The following is a 16,925-nucleotide window of genomic DNA, read 5'->3' on the forward strand; positions in this document are numbered from 1 at the left end:
AAAGCAGCAGGTCAGAGCCCGTGAGCCGCGGAAAGAGGGAGAGCCGATGTCAGCAGCCGAGGGTCCGCTCGTCGTCGGTGTGGACTCGTCCACCCAGTCGACCAAGGTGCTCGTCGTCGACGCGGCCACGGGGCGCGTGGTGGCGAGCGGCCAGGCGCCCCACACCGTGTCGTCGGGCGAGGGCCGCGAGAGCGATCCGCGCCAGTGGTGGGACGCGCTGCGCGCGGCGCTGCGCCAGTGCGGGGACGCGGCCCACGAGGCCGCCGCGGTGTCGGTCGCGGGCCAGCAGCACGGCCTGGTCACCCTGGACGGCCGGGGGGAGCCGGTGCGCCCCGCCCTGCTGTGGAACGACGTGCGCTCGGCCCCGCAGGCCGCACGCCTGGTCGAGGAGCTGGGCGGGCCGAAGACGTGGGCGGAGCGCACGGGCAGCGTGCCGGGCGCGTCCTTCACGGTCACGAAGTGGGCGTGGCTCGCCGAGCACGAGCCGGAGGCGGCGCGCGCGACGGCGGCCGTGCGCCTGCCGCACGACTACCTCACCGGGCATCTGACGGGTCTCGGCACGACCGACCGCGGTGACGCCTCGGGCACCGGCTGGTGGGCGTCGGCCACGGAGTCCTACGACGAGGAGATCCTCGCCCATGTGGGGCTCGATCCCGCCCTGCTGCCCCGCGTCGTGCGTCCGGGAGAGGTGGCCGGCACCGTTCGCGACAGCCACGACCTGCCGTTCTCCAAGGGCACCCTGGTGGCGGCCGGCACCGGCGACAACGCCGCCGCCGCGCTCGGCCTCGGACTGCGCCCCGGCACACCCGTGCTCAGCCTGGGCACGTCGGGCACGGTGTACGCGGTGTCGGAGAACCGCCCCGCCGACCCCTCCGGCACGGTCGCCGGCTTCGCCGACGCGCGCGGCGACTGGCTGCCGCTGGCCTGCACCCTCAACTGCACACTCGCCGTCGACCGCGTCGCCGCCCTGCTCGGCCTGGACCGGGAGGCCGTCGAGCCCGGAACCACGGTCACCCTGCTGCCCTACCTGGACGGCGAGCGCACCCCCAACCTGCCGCACGCCTCCGGGCTGCTGCACGGCCTGCGCCACGACACCACGCCCGGACAGCTGCTCCAGGCCGCCTACGACGGCGCGGTGCACGCCCTGCTCGGCGCGCTGGACCTGGTCCTGGACGAGGACGCCGACCGCTCCGCTCCCCTGCTGCTGATCGGCGGCGGCGCCCGCGGCACGGCCTGGCAGCAGACGGTTCGGCGGCTCTCGGGACGGCCGGTCCAGGTGCCCCGCGCCAGGGAACTGGTCGCGCTCGGCGCAGCCGCCCAGGCGGCCGGGGTGCTGACCGGCGAGGACCCGGCCGCGGTCGCCCGCCGCTGGCGCACGGCCGACGGGCCGGTGCTGGAGTCCGTGGAGCGGGACGAGGAGACCCTCGCCCGGATCTCCGGGGTACTCTCCGACGCGGCCCCGCTGCTGGAAAGGGGTACGGCAAGCCGCTGACGCGGACCGCGGGGCGGGCGTCCGCGGACGGACCGGGATCCCGGCCCTTCGCGGAACGTCGGCCGCGAGGCACCGGCGGCCCGGAGCCCGCGGACCGCACCGGACGCCGGACGCCGAACGCCGGACACCCGCCGACGACACCACCGAGGACGACCCAGGCATGACCGCACCGCCGCACACGACCCGCCCCGCCGCATCCGGCCGCGCGCTGCCCGACACCCAGCAGGGCATGCGCCGCCGGAACCTCGCCCGGGTCATGCACACGGTCCGGGCCGAGGGTCCGCTGTCCAGAGCGGCCGTCGCCTCCCGCATAGGGCTGACCCGGGCGGCGGTGTCCACCCTCGTCGACGAGCTGATCCGCACCGGACTGCTGGAGGAGCTGGGCCCGGAGCGGCCGGGCCGGGTGGGACGTCCCGGCTCGGCGCTCGCCGTCAGCGGGCGCGGCCCGGCCGGGGTCGGTGCGGAGGTCGGCGTGGACCACCTCGCGGCCTGCGTGGTCGATCTGCGCGGAGAGGTCCGTGCCCGGGCCGTGCGTCACGGGACCAACCGGGGCCGCCGGCCCGGACCGGTGGCGCGGGACCTGACGGCACTCATACGCCAGGTGGTCGCCGAGGCCGAGCAGCAGGGCCTGTGGCCGGTCGGCCTCGCGGTCGCTGTGCCCGGTCTGATCGCACGGGACGGCCGTACGGTGGTGCGGGCGCCCAACCTCGAGTGGCAGGACACGGACCTGGGCGCGCTGCTGCCGGCCGAGCTCCCGCTGACCGTGGACAACGAGGCCAACTTCGGCGGGCTCGCGGAACTGTGGCTCGGCACCGCCACGCCCCGCGACTTCCTGCATGTGTCGGCGGAGATCGGCATCGGCGCCGCGGTCGTGGTCGACGGGAGCCTGCTGCGCGGAACGCGCGGTTTCGCGGGCGAGCTGGGACACGTGCCGGTCGAGCCCGAGGGGCCGGCGTGCCCGTGCGGCGGGCGCGGGTGCCTGGAGCAGTACGCGGGCGAGGAGGCCGTGCTCCGCGCGGCCGGACTGGAGCCGGGCGAGGACCGGGTGGGAGTCCTCGCCGCACGCGCCGCCGCGGGCGACGAGAGGGTCCGGCGCGCCCTGAGCGACGCCGGCACGGCGCTCGGCGTCGCCCTCACCGGCGCGGTCAACCTGATCGATCCCGAGGCCGTCGTGCTGGGCGGCGCGCTGGCCGGACTCGCACCCTGGCTCCTTCCCTCGCTGGAGGCCGAGCTGGCGCGGCGGACCGCCGGACCCGCCTGCCCCGTCTCCGTCTCGGGGCTGGGCCCGCAGGGCCCGCTGCTGGGTGCCGCCCACGCCGTGGTGCGGGGCGTCCTGGACGACCCGGCGGCGGTGGCCGAGCGCGCCTGACATCCGGGCCGCGCCGGCTTCGGACGCTTCGGCTCCGGCGTCGGGGCTCGGCGTCGGCTCCGGCGTCGGCCTCGGCATCAGCTTCGGCCTTGACGTCGGCGTCGGCCACGCAGCGTCGGCCTCGGCATCCGCTTCGGCCTTGACGTCGGCGTCGGCCACGCAGCGTCGGCCTCGGCATCCGCTTCGGCCTTGACGTCTGCGTCGGCCACGCAGCGTCGGCCACCGGGCCGAACTGGCCCGCGTCCACCAGAACTCCCCCGCATCCAGGTTCCGTTCAGCCGCGTTCGCCCGCGTTCACCCGCGTGGGTGACGAAGTTGTCCACAACCGCCCGCGCGTCCACAGAGTCCGGCCGCTCCCTTCTGCCCGCCCCGCCGTCGCCGTACCGTGATGCACGCGAGGCGTTGACTGTCCCCCGGCTCGAGACTCCATGTGCCGGGCGGACGGAGGACGCTGACGGGAAGTCAGCACGCCGGAAACCGATGCCGGACCACCGCACGGCATGGGCCCGGGTGCGACGGGCCGGGCCCGCGCGACACCGGCTCTCCCCTCCCGGCCCGGCTCCGCGAGGAGTGCCCGCCCGTGCGCGAGACTCACCGCGACCGCTACGGACGTCCGAGCAGCCGACACCTCGCACAGGAGTACCTCCCCCACAGGAAAGGCACCCCCATGGACGGGCTCAGACCTCATCCCAGCAGGCGACGGATCCTGAAGGGCGCCGCGTTCGCCGCGGTCCCCCACGCGTTACTCCCGCCCGCGCGGGCCGGCGCGCTGCCCCGGTTCGCCGACTACCCGCCCACCGAGTGGCTGCCCGCGAGCACCTCCAACTACACGGCGTCCAACCGGCCCACGAGCTACTCGCTGAACCGGGTGATCATTCACGTCACACAGGAGACGTACGCGAGCACCCTGGCCATCTTCCAGAACCCGCTGAAGAAGGTGTCCGCGCACTACGTCGTCCGCTCCGCCGACGGCCACATCGCCCAGTGCGTCCGCGAGGCGGACGTCGCCTGGCACGCGGGCAACTGGGACTACAACACACGCAGCATCGGCATCGAGCACGAAGGGTGGGTGGACCGGCCGGCCTACTTCACCGACGCCCTGTACGAGCAGTCGGCGCGGCTCACCGCGGCGGTCTGCGACCGCTACGGCATCCCCAAGGACCGCGCGCACATCATCGGGCACGCCGAGGTGCCCGGGACGGACCACACCGACCCCGGACCGTACTGGGACTGGGTCCGCTACATCAGACTGGTGAACTTCGCCTGACGGCGGCCGGGGCCCCGGCCCTCGTCGGAACGAGCCCGGTCCGGGAGGTTGTCCGGGCGCGCACCCGGCGTGACGATGTCCTGCAGTCGCATCGCCGTCCGGGAGGCCGAGTTGACCGAACCATGGGTGGCCCTGGAACCGGGGGCGGACCCAGCCGAGCGGGTCCGGGTGCTGCGCCGTGCGCACGAGACGTTCACCGCGGTGGGCACGGTGCCGCGGCCGGTGCGCCCGGTGGTGGCGGACTCGTGGCGGCGCTCCGCCCGGGCGGGTGTCGGGCCGGACGGCGCAGCCAGCGTCGAACTGGCCGACGCGGACCTGGGCGCCTACCGGGCGGAGCATCCGCTGGCGCCGGTGATGCCGCTGTTCCGGGAGCTGCTGGGCGGCTTCGCCGCCGACGGGGAGCACCTGCTGGCCGTGTGCGACGCGCACGGCAGGCTGCTGTGGGTCGAGGGCCATCCGACGACCCGGCGCAGGGCCGGGCGGATGAACTTCGTGCCCGGCGCCCGCTGGGCGGAGTCCGCGGTCGGCACGAACGCCCCGGGCACCGCGGTGGCCGTGGACCGGCCGGTCCAGGTCTTCGCCGCCGAGCACTTCATCCGGCAGGTCCAGCCGTGGACCTGCGCGGCGGCCCCGGTGCACGATCCGCGCACCGGGCGGGTGCTGGGCGCCGTGGACATCACGGGCGGCGACGGACTCGCGCACCCGCACAGCCTCGGTCTCGTACAGGCCGTGGCCCGGGCCGCCGAGTCCCACCTGGCGCTGCTCGCCCCGCGCCGGCCCGCCGCGGGGCCGCCCGGGCTGACGGTGCTCGGCCGTGACGAGGCCCGGCTGGTGATCGACGGCCGCGCGGTCTCGCTGAGCCGCCGGCACAGCGAGATCATGGTGCTGCTGGCCCGTCGCCCGGAGGGCCTGACCGGGGACGAGCTGCTGTGCGCGCTGTACGAGGACGACTCGGTGACCCCGGTGACGCTGCGGGCCGAGATGGCCCGGCTGCGCCGGGTGCTCGGCGGGGGCGTGCTCGCCTCGCGCCCGTACCGGCTCACCGTTCCCCTCGAACCGGACCTGGCCGTGGTGGAACGGCGGCTGGAGACGGGTGCGGTCGCCGCCGCGGCGGCGGCCTACGCGGGCCCGCTGCTGCCCTCCTCGCGGGCTCCGGCGGTGGTGCGGCTGCGCCGGCGCCTCGCCGACGGCCTGCGGGACGCGCTGATCGCCCGGCGCGACCCCGACCTGCTGGCGGACTGGGCGCACGCGCCGTGGGGCGAGGACGACCTCGAGGTGTGGCGCGCCCTGGCCGCCGTACGGCCCACCCCGGCGGTCCGCTCCCGTCTCGCCGCGCTGGAGGCGGAACTGGCGGCCCCATCCGGCCGGCCCCGCCCGGCCACCCGCTGACGACCGCCCGGGCAACGCAACGTCGTTGCAACGTCGGCGTCCCTACCCTCGCGCCGAGAGCCGCCCGACGGCGGGCGGCCCGCTGAGGGAGGCAGACCAGGATGACTCGTTACGCGGCGCCCGGCACCGAGGGCGCGATCGTCTCCTACCAGTCCCGTTACGACCACTTCATCGGCGGCGAGTACGTGCCCCCGGCCCGCGGCGGGTACTTCGACAACCCGTCCCCGGTGAACGGGCAGCCGTTCACCGAGGTCGCGCGCGGGACCGCGGAGGACGTGGAGCGGGCGCTGGACGCGGCGCACGCCGCCGCACCTGGCTGGGGCCGGACGCCGGCGTCCGAGCGGTCCGACATCCTGCTGCGGATCGCCGACCGGATGGAGGCGTACCTGGAGCCCCTGGCCGTCGCCGAGAGCTGGGAGAACGGCAAGCCGGTCCGGGAGACCCTGGCCGCGGACATCCCGCTGGCCATCGACCACTTCCGGTACTTCGCGGGCGCGATCCGCGCCCAGGAGGGCTCGCTCGGCGAGATCGACCCGGACACGGTGGCGTACCACTTCCACGAGCCGCTCGGGGTGGTCGCGCAGATCATCCCGTGGAACTTCCCGATCCTGATGGCGGCGTGGAAGCTCGCGCCCGCGCTCGCCGCCGGCAACGCGGTCGTCATCAAGCCCGCCGAGCAGACGCCGGTCTCCCTGCACTACTGGATGAGCCTGGTCGCCGATCTGCTGTCGCCGGGTGTGGTCAACATCGTCAACGGCTTCGGCGTCGAGGCGGGCAAGCCGCTCGCGTCCAGCCCGCGGGTGGCGAAGGTGGCGTTCACCGGGGAGACGACGACGGGGCGGCTGATCATGCAGTACGCCTCGGAGAACCTCAAGCCGGTCACGCTGGAGCTGGGCGGCAAGTCGCCGAACATCTTCTTCGACGACGTCTCCGCCGCCGACGACGACTTCCTGGACAAGGCGCTCGAGGGCTTCACGATGTTCGCGCTCAACCAGGGTGAGGTGTGCACCTGCCCGTCCCGGGCGCTGGTCCAGCGCGGCCACTACGCGGAGTTCGTCCGGGCGGCGGTCGCCCGCACCGAGCTCATCAAGCCGGGGCACCCCCTGGACACCGACACGATGATCGGCGCCCAGGCCTCCAGCGAGCAGCTGGCGAAGATCCTCTCCTACCTCGACATCGGCCGGCAGGAGGGCGCGCGGGTGCTCACCGGGGGCGAACGCGTCGAGTACGACGGGGAGCTGAAGGGCGGCTACTACGTCCAGCCCACCGTCTTCGAGGGCGACAACCGGATGCGGATCTTCCAGGAGGAGATCTTCGGCCCCGTGGTCTCGCTGACCTCCTTCGACGACTTCGACGACGCGATCAAGATGGCCAACGACACCCTGTACGGCCTCGGCGCCGGCGTGTGGACGCGGGACATGAACACCGCCTACCGGGCGGGCCGCGCGATCCAGGCCGGCCGCGTCTGGACCAACTGCTACCACGCCTACCCGGCGCACAGCGCCTTCGGCGGCTACAAGCAGTCCGGCATCGGCCGCGAGACGCACAAGATGATGCTCGACCACTACCAGCAGACGAAGAACATTCTTTGTTCTTACAGCCCTCAGAGACTTGGCTTCTTCTAGAGCCTGAACTCGGATTGCCTGGAGGCATCGTTGCGCTCCAGGCAACCCGACACGGTAGGTACCCGCCGTAATCAATTGGGGCCTTCGAGTTACTTTCTGACATCCATAGGAGTTACCGCCGGACCAGCCGCGGACCAATGGCATCGAAGGACATCACTCCACGGGCCGCCCGCTCATGAGCGCAGCGACCCGCCAAATACGCCTTATTAGCGCCCGAACCGCCGGCAGCACCGGGAGAGTTCTTCCGTCTCATAGTCGTCTTGAACGAATCCGTATCGCGAGCGAAGGCTCCTCGCGGCCGGAACGGGCGTACCGATGTCCCATGAGCTGCCGAAGACCACGAAGAGGACAGCAGCCAGGAACGGGCCGCGCAAGAAGGCCACCGCGAGGGACCTCGCCCCCTGTCGGCAATGCCTGAGAAAAGTGGACCATGGACGGCGCTTGGAAGTTGACCCTCTCCACGGGTCTGGCTCGTTGAGTCAGGCCGGGAGGAGTGGTAATCAGCGTGGAGGACTGGGCGGAGGTCAGTCGGCTTCATCGGGCCGAGCAGATGCCGGTGCGGGCGATCGCGAGGAAGCTGGGATCGCGAAACACGGTCCGCAGGGTGATCGCGGACGACGCGCCGCCGAAGTATCAGCGGGCGCCGAAAGACGCGATCGGGGCTGTCCTCGCCATGGCCTTACTGGCTGTGGCGGGTGTGGTGCCGTCCTGGGCAGCCCCCCAGCAACACCCGCCCTCCATGTCGACCACTGCGGTGGCCCAGTCCAAAACCCGCACCGCCGCAGACCTGCCCAAGCCGCCCAAGGCCATGACGCTGGCCGACCGACGCAAGCAGATCACCAAGACCCGGCTCGACCGCTCTCCCACCAGTGACTTCATAGAGGCACCTGGACGGAAGCCGACCAGCAAGCCGGTCCGACATGACGGCCACGTGGCCGAGCGCGGTCCATGCGTAGTACTTCTTGCCATCCTTGAGGGTCCCACCCAGAGCGTTGTTGGCCCACCAGAAGCACTCGTCGGTGGGGTAGGAGTTGCTCGACCACCAGTCGTAGGCTCTTCCTGAACAGCTCTGACGGATCATCCAGCCCGCAGGGAACGACCTCCCCGCTTGCCCTGGGCGTCCTCGACCGCCAGGCCGAGTTTTGCCGCCGGCCGCAACGGGACCTGCCCCTGGTACGCGACGTTGAGGGTGCCGTCCGCGCCGACGCAGCTGTGGGCCTCCTCCGTCCGCCCGGACCGGTGGTCCGTGACCGGGCTGGGACGGGCCACCTGCCGGGGAAGAAGTCCTGGCCTCCGTGCCGCTCGAGATCGCTCGATCAGGACCGCTGGAAGAACTCCACCTCCGCCAGAGCCAGATGGCGGCCCGGTGCCAGGCCGGTGGCCGAGCGCAGGATCAGGCGTACCGTCTTCACGTCGCTGATTCCGGTGGGGAACGGCTGCGAGCCCGGCTTGTCGCTGAGGGTCAGCCGCTTGTCGTACCGCTCGCCGTCCTGCGTCGTCACCTCAAGGCCGATCTGCAGTGCGCGTCCCTCGCGGGCGTACTCCTCCGGTGCCTTGGACGCGCCGTTGGTGATGAGCAGGTCGACCATCCGGAACGGCTTGTCGAAGGTGTACGTCACCGAGGCGCCCGGCGCGGGCGCGCCCCAGTAGCGGTTGGCCAGCCCGTCCGTGGTGTTCTTCGCCGGGTGCCCGGGGACCTCGGCGCTCGCCCTGGTGCGTGCCGGGGTCACGGGCTTGGGGGTCGGACAGCTTGTCCCGGGTGTCCTCGAACAGGGCGCGTCCGGCCGGCAGCAGCAGGACGGCGCCCGCGCACAGAGCCAGCACCACGGCGAGGATCACCAGGAGCCGCACCCCCCGGCCCGAACTCGCCCGCACCCGACGGCGGAACGGCCACACGGTCCGCCACCACGGCAGCGGGTCGGCCTTCTCGGCGGGCTTCAGCGGGGTCGCACAGCGCCGGCAGAACCGGCGGTCCGGCTGGTTGGGCGTGCCGCAGGAGGGACAGGGCCTCCCCTCCACTTCCTCCGTCACCGCTGCGGGCCGTACTACGGGGCGTGGAGCCTGCGGCTTCGCGGGCTGTACCGCCACGATGGGCTCCGGCGCCGGTGCCTCGGGGGCGGCCGGAGGCCGGGGGCCTGTCCCTTCCCGGGTGCTCGGAGGGGGTGCGGTGGGGCGGTGCGGGGGTGCGGCCGGGGGCTGCAGGGGTCGTGGCGGTGCAACGGATACGTCGGGAGCGGGCTCATCTCCCGGAGTGCGTACGGAGGTTGCGGACCCGTCGGCCGTTCCCGCGCGGGCGGACACGGGTGCCGCCGTGGGCGCGGGCGTCGTCGGCACGGGTGGCGTGGTGGGGGGAGCTTCCCGGGCTTCGTCGGTGCGGGGGGTCTCGGCGGTCTCGGGGGTCTCCTCGTCGCCGCTCGCCGGGCGGTGTTCGGGGATGGAGGGCTCGGTGCGGGCGTCGGCGGGTCCGGCCTGGGGCGGAGGGCTCGTCGTGTCGTCCTGGCCAGGCCCGCCATTTGGACGCTCGTCGGCGCCGGAATGTGGGGCAGGGGCCCGCGTCGCGCTCGGCCCGCCGGCCTCGCTACGGGCCCGGCCGGTCAGCCGGTTGCGCAATGACGAGGTGCGGGGAGGTGCGGCGGACGGGGACGCGTCCGCCGCAGGCGATGCGGGGGCCGGGGCGGGATCCGGGGCGGCCGGGGGCTGCGAGGGTGTGCTCGGTCGCGGTTCCGGCCGCTCCGGTTCCGGCGACGTGGCCGTTGGCGTGCTCGCGGCCGGCGGATCGTCCGACCAGCCCAGGTACGCGCCGCAGTTGCCGCAGAAGTCGTCCCCGGGACTGTTGGACGCCCCGCAGGCGGGACATGCGCGCATGACGTCACCTCCCTTCGTCGGCGGGTGGGCCGGGCAGGACCTCCACCCGGCAGACGGTGTGCACCGGGCACATGGCCCGGACGATCTCGCGGACACGGTGCACGTCCACCTGCGCCTCGCGGTCCGGCCACACCCGGACCAGGGGCTCGCCGGCGGGCTCGGGCGGCAGGTCGGCTCCGGCGGTGTTCGACCACCACGCGCCGCCGTCGTCGGTCACCTCGGCGTGCACGCCGAGCGCGAGGTGCAGGGCTTTGACCAGGCCACGCCTGGTGCCGCGCCACCGGTGCAGCTCCACCGCGCGGACGACCGCCTCGCGGCGCAGTTCCACGGGCCACTGCGGGTCGTGGCCGGCGCCCACCCAGGACGCCAGCCAGGCCAGGAAGTCCGTCGGGGTGACCCGGGGATCGAGGTAGGCGGGCAGGTTGTCGAGGGTCGCGAACACCGGGGCGAGGACGGTGTCGAGGCCGGCGGTGAAGCGCTGCGCGAAGTCGTCGTCGGCGTACAGGGCGGGCAGTTGCCCGCCGATCGGGTGGCGGCTCGGCAGGTCGGGTACGGCGGCCCGGCTCATCCCCCCGCCTCCGGCTCGACGGCCGTGACGACCACCTGGTGCTGGTAGGAGAAGACCAGCGCGCCCGCGGCCACGTCGATGCGGTCCACCGGAGCGCCGCGCCGCCCGGTGATCGGGTCGGCGGGGAACAGCCGGATCTCCTCGATCAGCGCGTTGCCGGTGGCGCGTTGCAGCACGCCGAACACCTCCCCGTACTGCACCGGCCGCCCGAACGGCCATCCGGTGCCGTCCGGTCCGCCGTGCAGCGGGTTGAGGTGGTGGAACAGTGCGGCGAGCGCCGCGTCGCGCACTCTGGCGGTGTCGCCCGGTGCCGCCGCGAGCCGGGCCACGACGGTGACGCCCTGGTAGACCGGCGGCTCGACGACGAGGCGGGTGCCGATCAGGCGTCGCTCGTCGAGGCTCGCGGTGATCGCCTGGAGCACCTGGTCGGAGGGGATCAGCTGCTCGAAGCGGAGCCGGTCGTCGCCCTCGTCGGCGACCGCGTCCGGCACCACCAGGACCCGTACCGCACCCGCGCCGCCCTGCGCGGCGGGCAGACAGCGGACCCGGCGCACCGAGGGCGCCGCCTGGCGGCTGATGACCTCGTAGTCCTCGGCGGTCACCGCGCGCTCCTGCATCCGCAGGGCGTCCGGAGCCCGCAGCTTGGCGTTGGCGAGGGTCTCGCCGGCGACGCCGCCGCGCGCCGCCTCCCGGTTGGTGACCTGGGCGATGTACGGAACGGAGCTGAGCAGCACGGAGATCGCGCCGCGCGCGACGTTGCCCGCCGGCCCGCCACCGGTGCGGTAGCGGGCCACCCGGATCTGGGCGCCCTTGGGCGGTACGGCGCCGCACTGCCGCAGCGTGCCGTCGGGCTCGCGCAGCACCGGCGGGAAGCCGAACTCGCCGTTGGTGGCGTCCACGCGGACGTGCCGGTCGTCGGGCCCGGAGCGGCCGAAGTGCTCGACGACCTCCCAGCGTTGCCAGCCCTCGGCCGAGGACACCTCCACCACGGGGGGCTCTCCGTCGAGGAGGACCGGCGGGCGGCCGAGCCGGAACGTCTGCCCGGCGACCCCCTCCGAGGTGCCGAGCAGCACGTCGGTCACGGTCTCGGCGTGTTCGACGGACATGGTGCCGCCCACGGTGAACACCGCCGCCTCGCGCACCGTCGGGGACTCCGAGTAGAACGGCTGGCCCGGCTCCGCCTCGGTGACGCGGCAGCGCAGCCAGCCGGCCCGGGTGCCGCCGATCACCGACGCCGTGTGCCCGGCCGGTACGTAGACGATGACCTCGCCGGGCCGGTTCAGGCCGCCGGTGGTGTCCTCGCCGGTCTCGCACACCCGCCAGCCGCCGCCGTCCCACGCCTCCCACACCAGCGGGGGCTGGCGCGGGTCCACGCCGACGCCCTCGACGCGGCTGTCCAGGTGCACCGCGACGACGCAGCGCGGCACCGCCGTCGGCAGGCCGAACAGCAGCGCGTCGCCCGGCTCCGGTGCCGCCTGGAAGCAGGGCACGTCGCTGCCCTCGTTGATCTCCCTGGTCCGGTCGGTCTGCTCGCCGGTCCGGGGCGCGGTCACCAGACGCGTCAACTCGCTGGGCACGACGTGCAGTTCGTCCGTGGTCGCGAACACCACGGGCTCGTCGCTCCCGCCGCGCACGGTCGTCACCTCGGTGCCCGCGGGCAGCACCACTGTGTCGGGCTGCGGCGCCGACAGCCAGAAGTCGACCTCGGCGGCGGCCGCGGCCGGCGGGAACAGCCGGATGTCCAACAGGTCGAGGAACGCGGTGTAGTTCTTGTCCGGGACCCGGTTCAGCCGGTACAGCAGCTGGTCCACGAGATAGGCGAACGTCTCGATCAGGGTGACGCCCGGGTCGGAGACGTTGTGGTCGGTCCACTCCGGGGCACGCTGCTGCACGTACCGCTTCGCCTCGTCGACGAGTTGCTGGAACCGGCGGTCGTCCAGGTTGGGGGAGGGCAGGGCCATCAGTCGGCGACCAATTCCTCGGCCCCCTCCTCGGAGGGGATCGTGTAGAAGGGAAAGACCAGGTTGCGCCGGTCGTTGGTGGAACGCAGGGTGTAGTGCACGTCGATGTAGAGGGTGCCGTCCTCGATCGCGTCGAAGGCGACCACCACGTCGTCCACCGCGATGCGCGGCTCCCACCGCTCCAGGGCCTCGCGCACCTGCTGCGCGATACGTCCGGCGGTGGCGCCGTCGCCGGGGGCGAAGACGTAGTCGTGGATGCCGCAGCCGAACTCGGGGCGCATCGGGCGTTCGCCGGGTGCCGTGCCGAGCACGAGGCGGATCGCCTCCTCGATCTCCTGTTCCCGCTCGACCATGCCGATGCCGCCGGTCGGCCCGACCCGCAGCGGGAAGCCCCAGCCCCGTCCGATGAACCGCTCGCTCATCACACGCCCCCGATCAGGACGTTCATGGCGCCGGTCACGATCTGAGCGCCGCACGACGTCTGGTCGCGTGCGCGTGCGGCCGGCAGCCCGCCGATGAGGACCATGCCCGCGGTGACAGCGGCCGGGTTGGGCATGATCACGTTGCCCGGCCCCAGGGCCAGGTGCGGGGGCACGGCGCAGGTGTGCACGCTGCCCACGACCGCGGCGGGGCGGCCTCCGATCAGCACGGTCGCCACCTTCAGGGCCGCGCCGGGCGGCGGGGTGGCGATCACACCGCCGTGGTTGGTGGGGTCACCGGTACGGGCTGCGGCTGGCATGCGGTGCTCCTTGCGGCAGGTAGGGGACTGAGGTCAGTTGATCCGGATGAGCTTGGCCTTGAGGACGCCGAGCAGACCACCGTCGACGGTGACGCCCGTGCGGCCCTTGATGTTCACGTACTGGCTGCCGTCGACGTCCACGGTGCGGCCGCCGATCTTCACCCCGACCCTGCCGTTGATGTCCACGTTCCGGCCCGACACGCTCACCTCGCCCTGTCGTGCGTCCAGGGTGATGCCCTTCTTGTCGAGCACGACGGAGGAGAGGGGTTTTGTACCGCCCTTCGCGGCGTACACCGTCAGCTCGATCCGGTCGCGCCGGTTGTCGAGGAACACTTCGAGGCGCTCGTCGGCGGACCTGAGCCGGACGCCCGACCTGCCCGGAGCCCTCGCGTCCAGCAACTCGACCCGGTGCCCCGAACGCGACACGATGGAGCGGCGGTTGACCTTACCGGTGGTCTTGTCGACCAGCGGGATGTCGTGCGGCGACGGCTTGTCCACGCCGTTGTAGAGGCCGCCGATGACGTACGGGCTGTCCAGCAGGCCCTGTTCGAAGCCCACCAGGACCTCGTCGTTGACCTCGGGGCTCACCACTCCCCCGCCGCCCTTGCCGCCCCACTGCACGGTGCGCACCCAGTCGGTGACGTAAGTGTCGTCCAGCCAGGGGAACTTCAGCCGCACCCCGCCGTTCTGAGCGCCGCCCTGCTCGCGTACGTCCGTCACCACGCCGATCGCCAGACCCGGCATGCGCGGGCCGCGGCCCGGCGCGTTGGCACCGGTCACCAGGCCCGTCAGGGAGCGGTCCGGGCTGGCGCTGACCCACACCGTCGTCCGGTATCCGCCGTGCGGCTCCAGGACGTGCTGCACCGCCGTCGCCGTGTACTTGCCGGAGAACGCCTGCCCGACGTTGCCGAGCGCCACGGGCTTGCCCGCCCGCAGCCGGGGGTTGCCCTCGGCCAGCACCTCCAACTCGCCGAACCGCGCGCTGACCTGATCGGCCACGGCGTCGGCGACCGCGGTCGTCTCGGCCTGGGTGCGGTACGGGGTGTCCGTGACGGTCAGCTTCGACGACTTGCCGAACCGGGCGGCGAGCGCCGGGCTCAGCCCCGGCACCACCGTGTCACTGTTCACCGACGGTTTGCGGGCCACCAGCGGCTTCTTGGTGGTGACGTCCCAGCCGCGCACCTCCACCTGCGAGGCCCCGTCCGCGGCCGACAGGGAGGCCCGCAGCGCCAGCAGGTTCCGCCCGTACTCCAGCACCATCGGGTTCCGCGTGGCCGGGGTCGAGGGCGCGGGCGCGCCGGACGCCTTCTCGGGTTTGGTGAACTGCAGCACGCCCTTGTCGTCGACGCGCACCTGCGCGCCGCTCTCGTCCGCCAGGAACTGCAGGAAGTCCCAGTCGGACACGTTCGCCTGCGAGAGCTGCTTGTAGGTGACCGGCGCGGCCTCCACGGTCCCGCAGGTCAGCCCGGCCCCGGCGGCGACCTTGCGGACGATCGCCGACGCCGTCATGTTCCGGTACGCCACCACCTTCCGGCCCCGCTGCAGGCGGTGCGCCTTGGAATAGGCGCGCACCACGGTGAACGAGCCGGTGCTGTCCCGGTCGACCTCCATGCCGGTCACCTCGCCGTTGAACAGCCGCTCGCGCGCCTGCCCGGACACGGTGACCACCGACACCTTGAGCGGGGTGCCGATGGTGATGCCGGTCGACTGCAGGAACTCGTGGTCGGGGTCGCGGAAGGTGAGCACCGCCGCGTCGGGCAGGCCCACGTTCTCGTCGACCACGCAGCTCACCAGCTGGGCGGCCCAGATCGGCGGAAGTTCGCCGGGCGTCTCAACGACGGGGTCCGCCGCGAAAGACCGGCCCCCCCGTGCCTCGGGTGTGGTCACCGCTCCTCCTCAGCGCCCGCGTCGCTGAGCCCCGGCACCACCAGTTCGGTGCCGGGTTCGAGCGCCATGGGGTCGTCGATGTCGTTCGCCTCCGCGATGAGCCGCCAGGCCGTCGCGTCGCCGTACTCCCGCCAGGCCAGCAGGGCCAGGCTGTCGCCCGCCACGACGATGTGCGTGCTGCGGGCGGTGCGCGCGCCGGACGTCGGGTTCTGGCCCGGCGGATCGACACTCGCCTCCTCGATGGACAGCGAGCAGGTGGCCCGCAGCGGCTTCCCGTCCACGTCGAACAGCGTGTACGACACCGACAGGCTGGAGAGCACCCCGTCGAAGGAGGTCGTCCGGGCGGTCCCCCATTCGAACCGCACCCAGGGGCTGGCCGGCTTCTTGCGGCCCAGGCTGGCCTTGGTCGGCACGCACCCCTTCATCAGCTTCTCCACCGCCTTCTCCACGGAGTTGTCGTGGGTGGCGGTGGCGTCCAGGAACACCTCAAGGCTCAGCGTGCGCGGGCCGCTGCCGACGAACTCGGGCAGCGCGGACTCCCCCGCCATCCGGGACGGGGTGCGCCGCCACTCGGTGGTCTTGCTCAACTGCAGCGTGGAGGGGTTGAACTGGAGGTTGAGCTGCGTGATCGTCCCGCCGGGCTTCGCGCCGACGGAGGTCGGTGGCTCCTTCAGGGTCAGCTGGGCCCTGGTCCGACTGGAGCGGAGCGCTGCACACATGTCGGGACCTCCTTTCCGGGGGCGTGGGGGTAAGTCTCAGGGGCGGCGGCGGGTGGGAGCGGTGCGTGCCGGCGGGTCAGGACGGGCGCAGCCCCTGGTGGGCGATCTCCAGGGTCTCCACCGCCGCCTCGGAGTTGGCGGGGTCGAAGGAGGGTCCCTGCCAGCGCACCGGGACGATCCCGGACACCTGCCAGCTGATGATCCGGGTCAGGTCCGGTTTCAGCGCCACGATCTCGCCGTCCTTGGGCGTCACCCGCTTCAGCGTCTCGTCGAGCCAGCGGGCGATCTTCGCCGTATCGGCCGTGACCGGCCGGCTCAGCGTGATGTTCGACCAGGTCACGCGGCCGGGCAGTTGCCAGGTGAACCCGTTGTTGCCGCCCTCTGCGTAGCTCTCCATCTCGACCTCGGCGCCCATGCCGGAGCAGGTGTGGAAGGCGCCCAGGTCGTTGCCGCCGATGGCGAGCTTGAAGAACACGCTCGTGGCGAAGATGTTGTCGGTCATGCGTCCGTCATCCGTTCCGTGCGCTCACGTTCCACGCCCTCAGCGGCGTCCGTCGTAGGGGCGGCCCGTGCGCTCCCGGCCGCGCCGCAGCTCGGTGCGGAGCAGCCGGGCCATCGGGTCGAGCAGGCGCCGCGCGAGGTCGTCCAGGTCGAGACCAGGGTCCTTCGGTGCCTCGGCGCGCTGCTCCGCGTTCTTGCCGGAGGCGGACGAGGTGGAGGACGAGCGCGAACGGCCGTGCGCCGGAACTTCCTTCGCCGTGCCGCCCATGAGCAGGCCGGCGGCGGACGGCGTGGCGGCCGGTCGCGAACGTTCGCGTGCCCGGTCCCGTTCCGCCTTCGTCGTTGCGCCCATGAGCAGGCCGGCGCCGGTGGTGTCGGTGATGTCGCGCTGGACGGGGGTCGCCGTCCGGCCGCTCCCGCCGGTCACCGGAAGGACCACGGGGACGGGCTGAGCCGATGCCGGGACGTTCGCCGGGCGGTCCGCGAGCTGCGGCGCCTGCGCGGCGGTGACCGGCAGGGATCGGGCCGGGACGGCGGGGGCCG

15 protein-coding genes and 1 pseudogene are annotated in these 16,925 nt (G+C 73.3%); 6 read left to right on the forward strand and 10 right to left on the reverse strand.

Annotated features, from left to right (window positions below):
• The first annotated feature begins 46 nt into the window (after window positions 1-46).
• The 6 genes from xylB (at window position 47) to ACI2LW_RS10810 (ending at window position 8,205) form a co-directional block, all read left to right on the forward strand.
• Window positions 47-1,492 (forward strand): xylulokinase, encoded by a 1,446-nt coding sequence (gene xylB, locus ACI2LW_RS10785; protein ID WP_404730846.1) that lies wholly within the window; start codon window positions 47-49, stop codon window positions 1,490-1,492.
• 160 nt (window positions 1,493-1,652) lie between these two features.
• Window positions 1,653-2,861 carry an ROK family protein gene (locus ACI2LW_RS10790; RefSeq protein WP_404730847.1) on the forward strand — a complete coding sequence of 403 codons (1,209 nt, stop codon included), beginning with the start codon at window positions 1,653-1,655 and terminating at the stop codon, window positions 2,859-2,861.
• Between the two features lie 667 nt (window positions 2,862-3,528).
• Entirely contained in the window at window positions 3,529-4,128 is a 600-nt protein-coding gene (locus tag ACI2LW_RS10795) for an N-acetylmuramoyl-L-alanine amidase (RefSeq protein ID WP_404730848.1), read from the forward strand.
• 111 nt (window positions 4,129-4,239) lie between these two features.
• Complete coding sequence (locus ACI2LW_RS10800; protein ID WP_404730849.1) at window positions 4,240-5,517, forward strand: GAF domain-containing protein; 1,278 nt, start codon at window positions 4,240-4,242, stop codon at window positions 5,515-5,517.
• Between the two features lie 101 nt (window positions 5,518-5,618).
• Window positions 5,619-7,142, forward strand: coding sequence for an aldehyde dehydrogenase family protein (locus tag ACI2LW_RS10805; RefSeq protein WP_404730850.1), 1,524 nt, complete (start codon window positions 5,619-5,621; stop codon window positions 7,140-7,142).
• Window positions 7,143-7,647: 505 nt separating this feature from the next.
• Window positions 7,648-8,205, forward strand: a complete 558-nt coding sequence (locus ACI2LW_RS10810) for a hypothetical protein (protein WP_404730851.1) — start codon at window positions 7,648-7,650, stop codon at window positions 8,203-8,205.
• A 253-nt stretch (window positions 8,206-8,458) separates the two neighbouring features.
• Here the strand turns inward: ACI2LW_RS10810 and ACI2LW_RS10815 are convergent, their stop codons facing one another.
• The 10 genes and pseudogenes from ACI2LW_RS10815 to ACI2LW_RS10860 all read right to left on the reverse strand — a co-directional run bounded on the left by ACI2LW_RS10815 (window position 8,459) and on the right by ACI2LW_RS10860 (window position 16,821).
• The gene (locus ACI2LW_RS10815; RefSeq protein ID WP_404730852.1) at window positions 8,459-8,872 is read right to left on the reverse strand and encodes an NADase-type glycan-binding domain-containing protein; all 414 of its coding nucleotides are present in this window, start codon (window positions 8,870-8,872) and stop codon (window positions 8,459-8,461) included.
• A gap of 1,072 nt (window positions 8,873-9,944) precedes the next feature.
• Window positions 9,945-10,007, reverse strand: a pseudogene (locus tag ACI2LW_RS10820) (zinc ribbon domain-containing protein); the annotation flags it as partial.
• 4 nt (window positions 10,008-10,011) lie between these two features.
• Window positions 10,012-10,575 carry a phage tail protein gene (locus tag ACI2LW_RS10825; protein WP_404730853.1) on the reverse strand — a complete coding sequence of 188 codons (564 nt, stop codon included), beginning with the start codon at window positions 10,573-10,575 and terminating at the stop codon, window positions 10,012-10,014.
• The gene (locus tag ACI2LW_RS10830; RefSeq protein ID WP_404730854.1) at window positions 10,572-12,536 is read right to left on the reverse strand and encodes a putative baseplate assembly protein; all 1,965 of its coding nucleotides are present in this window, start codon (window positions 12,534-12,536) and stop codon (window positions 10,572-10,574) included. Before ACI2LW_RS10830 ends, ACI2LW_RS10825 begins: the two co-directional genes overlap by 4 nt.
• Entirely contained in the window at window positions 12,536-12,958 is a 423-nt protein-coding gene (locus ACI2LW_RS10835; protein ID WP_020938511.1) for a GPW/gp25 family protein, read from the reverse strand. The genes ACI2LW_RS10830 and ACI2LW_RS10835 overlap by 1 nt, the downstream gene beginning before the upstream one ends.
• Complete coding sequence (locus ACI2LW_RS10840) at window positions 12,958-13,275, reverse strand: PAAR domain-containing protein (protein WP_404730855.1); 318 nt, start codon at window positions 13,273-13,275, stop codon at window positions 12,958-12,960. The genes ACI2LW_RS10835 and ACI2LW_RS10840 overlap by 1 nt, the downstream gene beginning before the upstream one ends.
• Before the next feature lie 33 nt (window positions 13,276-13,308).
• A complete protein-coding gene (locus tag ACI2LW_RS10845) occupies window positions 13,309-15,162 on the reverse strand; it encodes a VgrG-related protein (RefSeq protein WP_404730856.1) in 1,854 nt (617 codons plus the stop codon).
• Window positions 15,159-15,881: a LysM peptidoglycan-binding domain-containing protein gene (locus ACI2LW_RS10850; protein ID WP_404730857.1), complete on the reverse strand. Its 723-nt coding sequence runs from the start codon at window positions 15,879-15,881 to the stop codon at window positions 15,159-15,161. Before ACI2LW_RS10850 ends, ACI2LW_RS10845 begins: the two co-directional genes overlap by 4 nt.
• A 76-nt stretch (window positions 15,882-15,957) precedes the next feature.
• Window positions 15,958-16,383 carry a phage tail protein gene (locus tag ACI2LW_RS10855; protein WP_317441981.1) on the reverse strand — a complete coding sequence of 142 codons (426 nt, stop codon included), beginning with the start codon at window positions 16,381-16,383 and terminating at the stop codon, window positions 15,958-15,960.
• Window positions 16,384-16,422: 39 nt separating this feature from the next.
• Window positions 16,423-16,821: a hypothetical protein gene (locus tag ACI2LW_RS10860; RefSeq protein WP_404730858.1), complete on the reverse strand. Its 399-nt coding sequence runs from the start codon at window positions 16,819-16,821 to the stop codon at window positions 16,423-16,425.
• Window positions 16,822-16,925: the final 104 nt, after the last annotated feature.

The organism is Streptomyces sp. NPDC004065, assembly GCF_044903565.1.
In the GTDB taxonomy this organism is placed as follows: domain Bacteria; phylum Actinomycetota; class Actinomycetes; order Streptomycetales; family Streptomycetaceae; genus Streptomyces.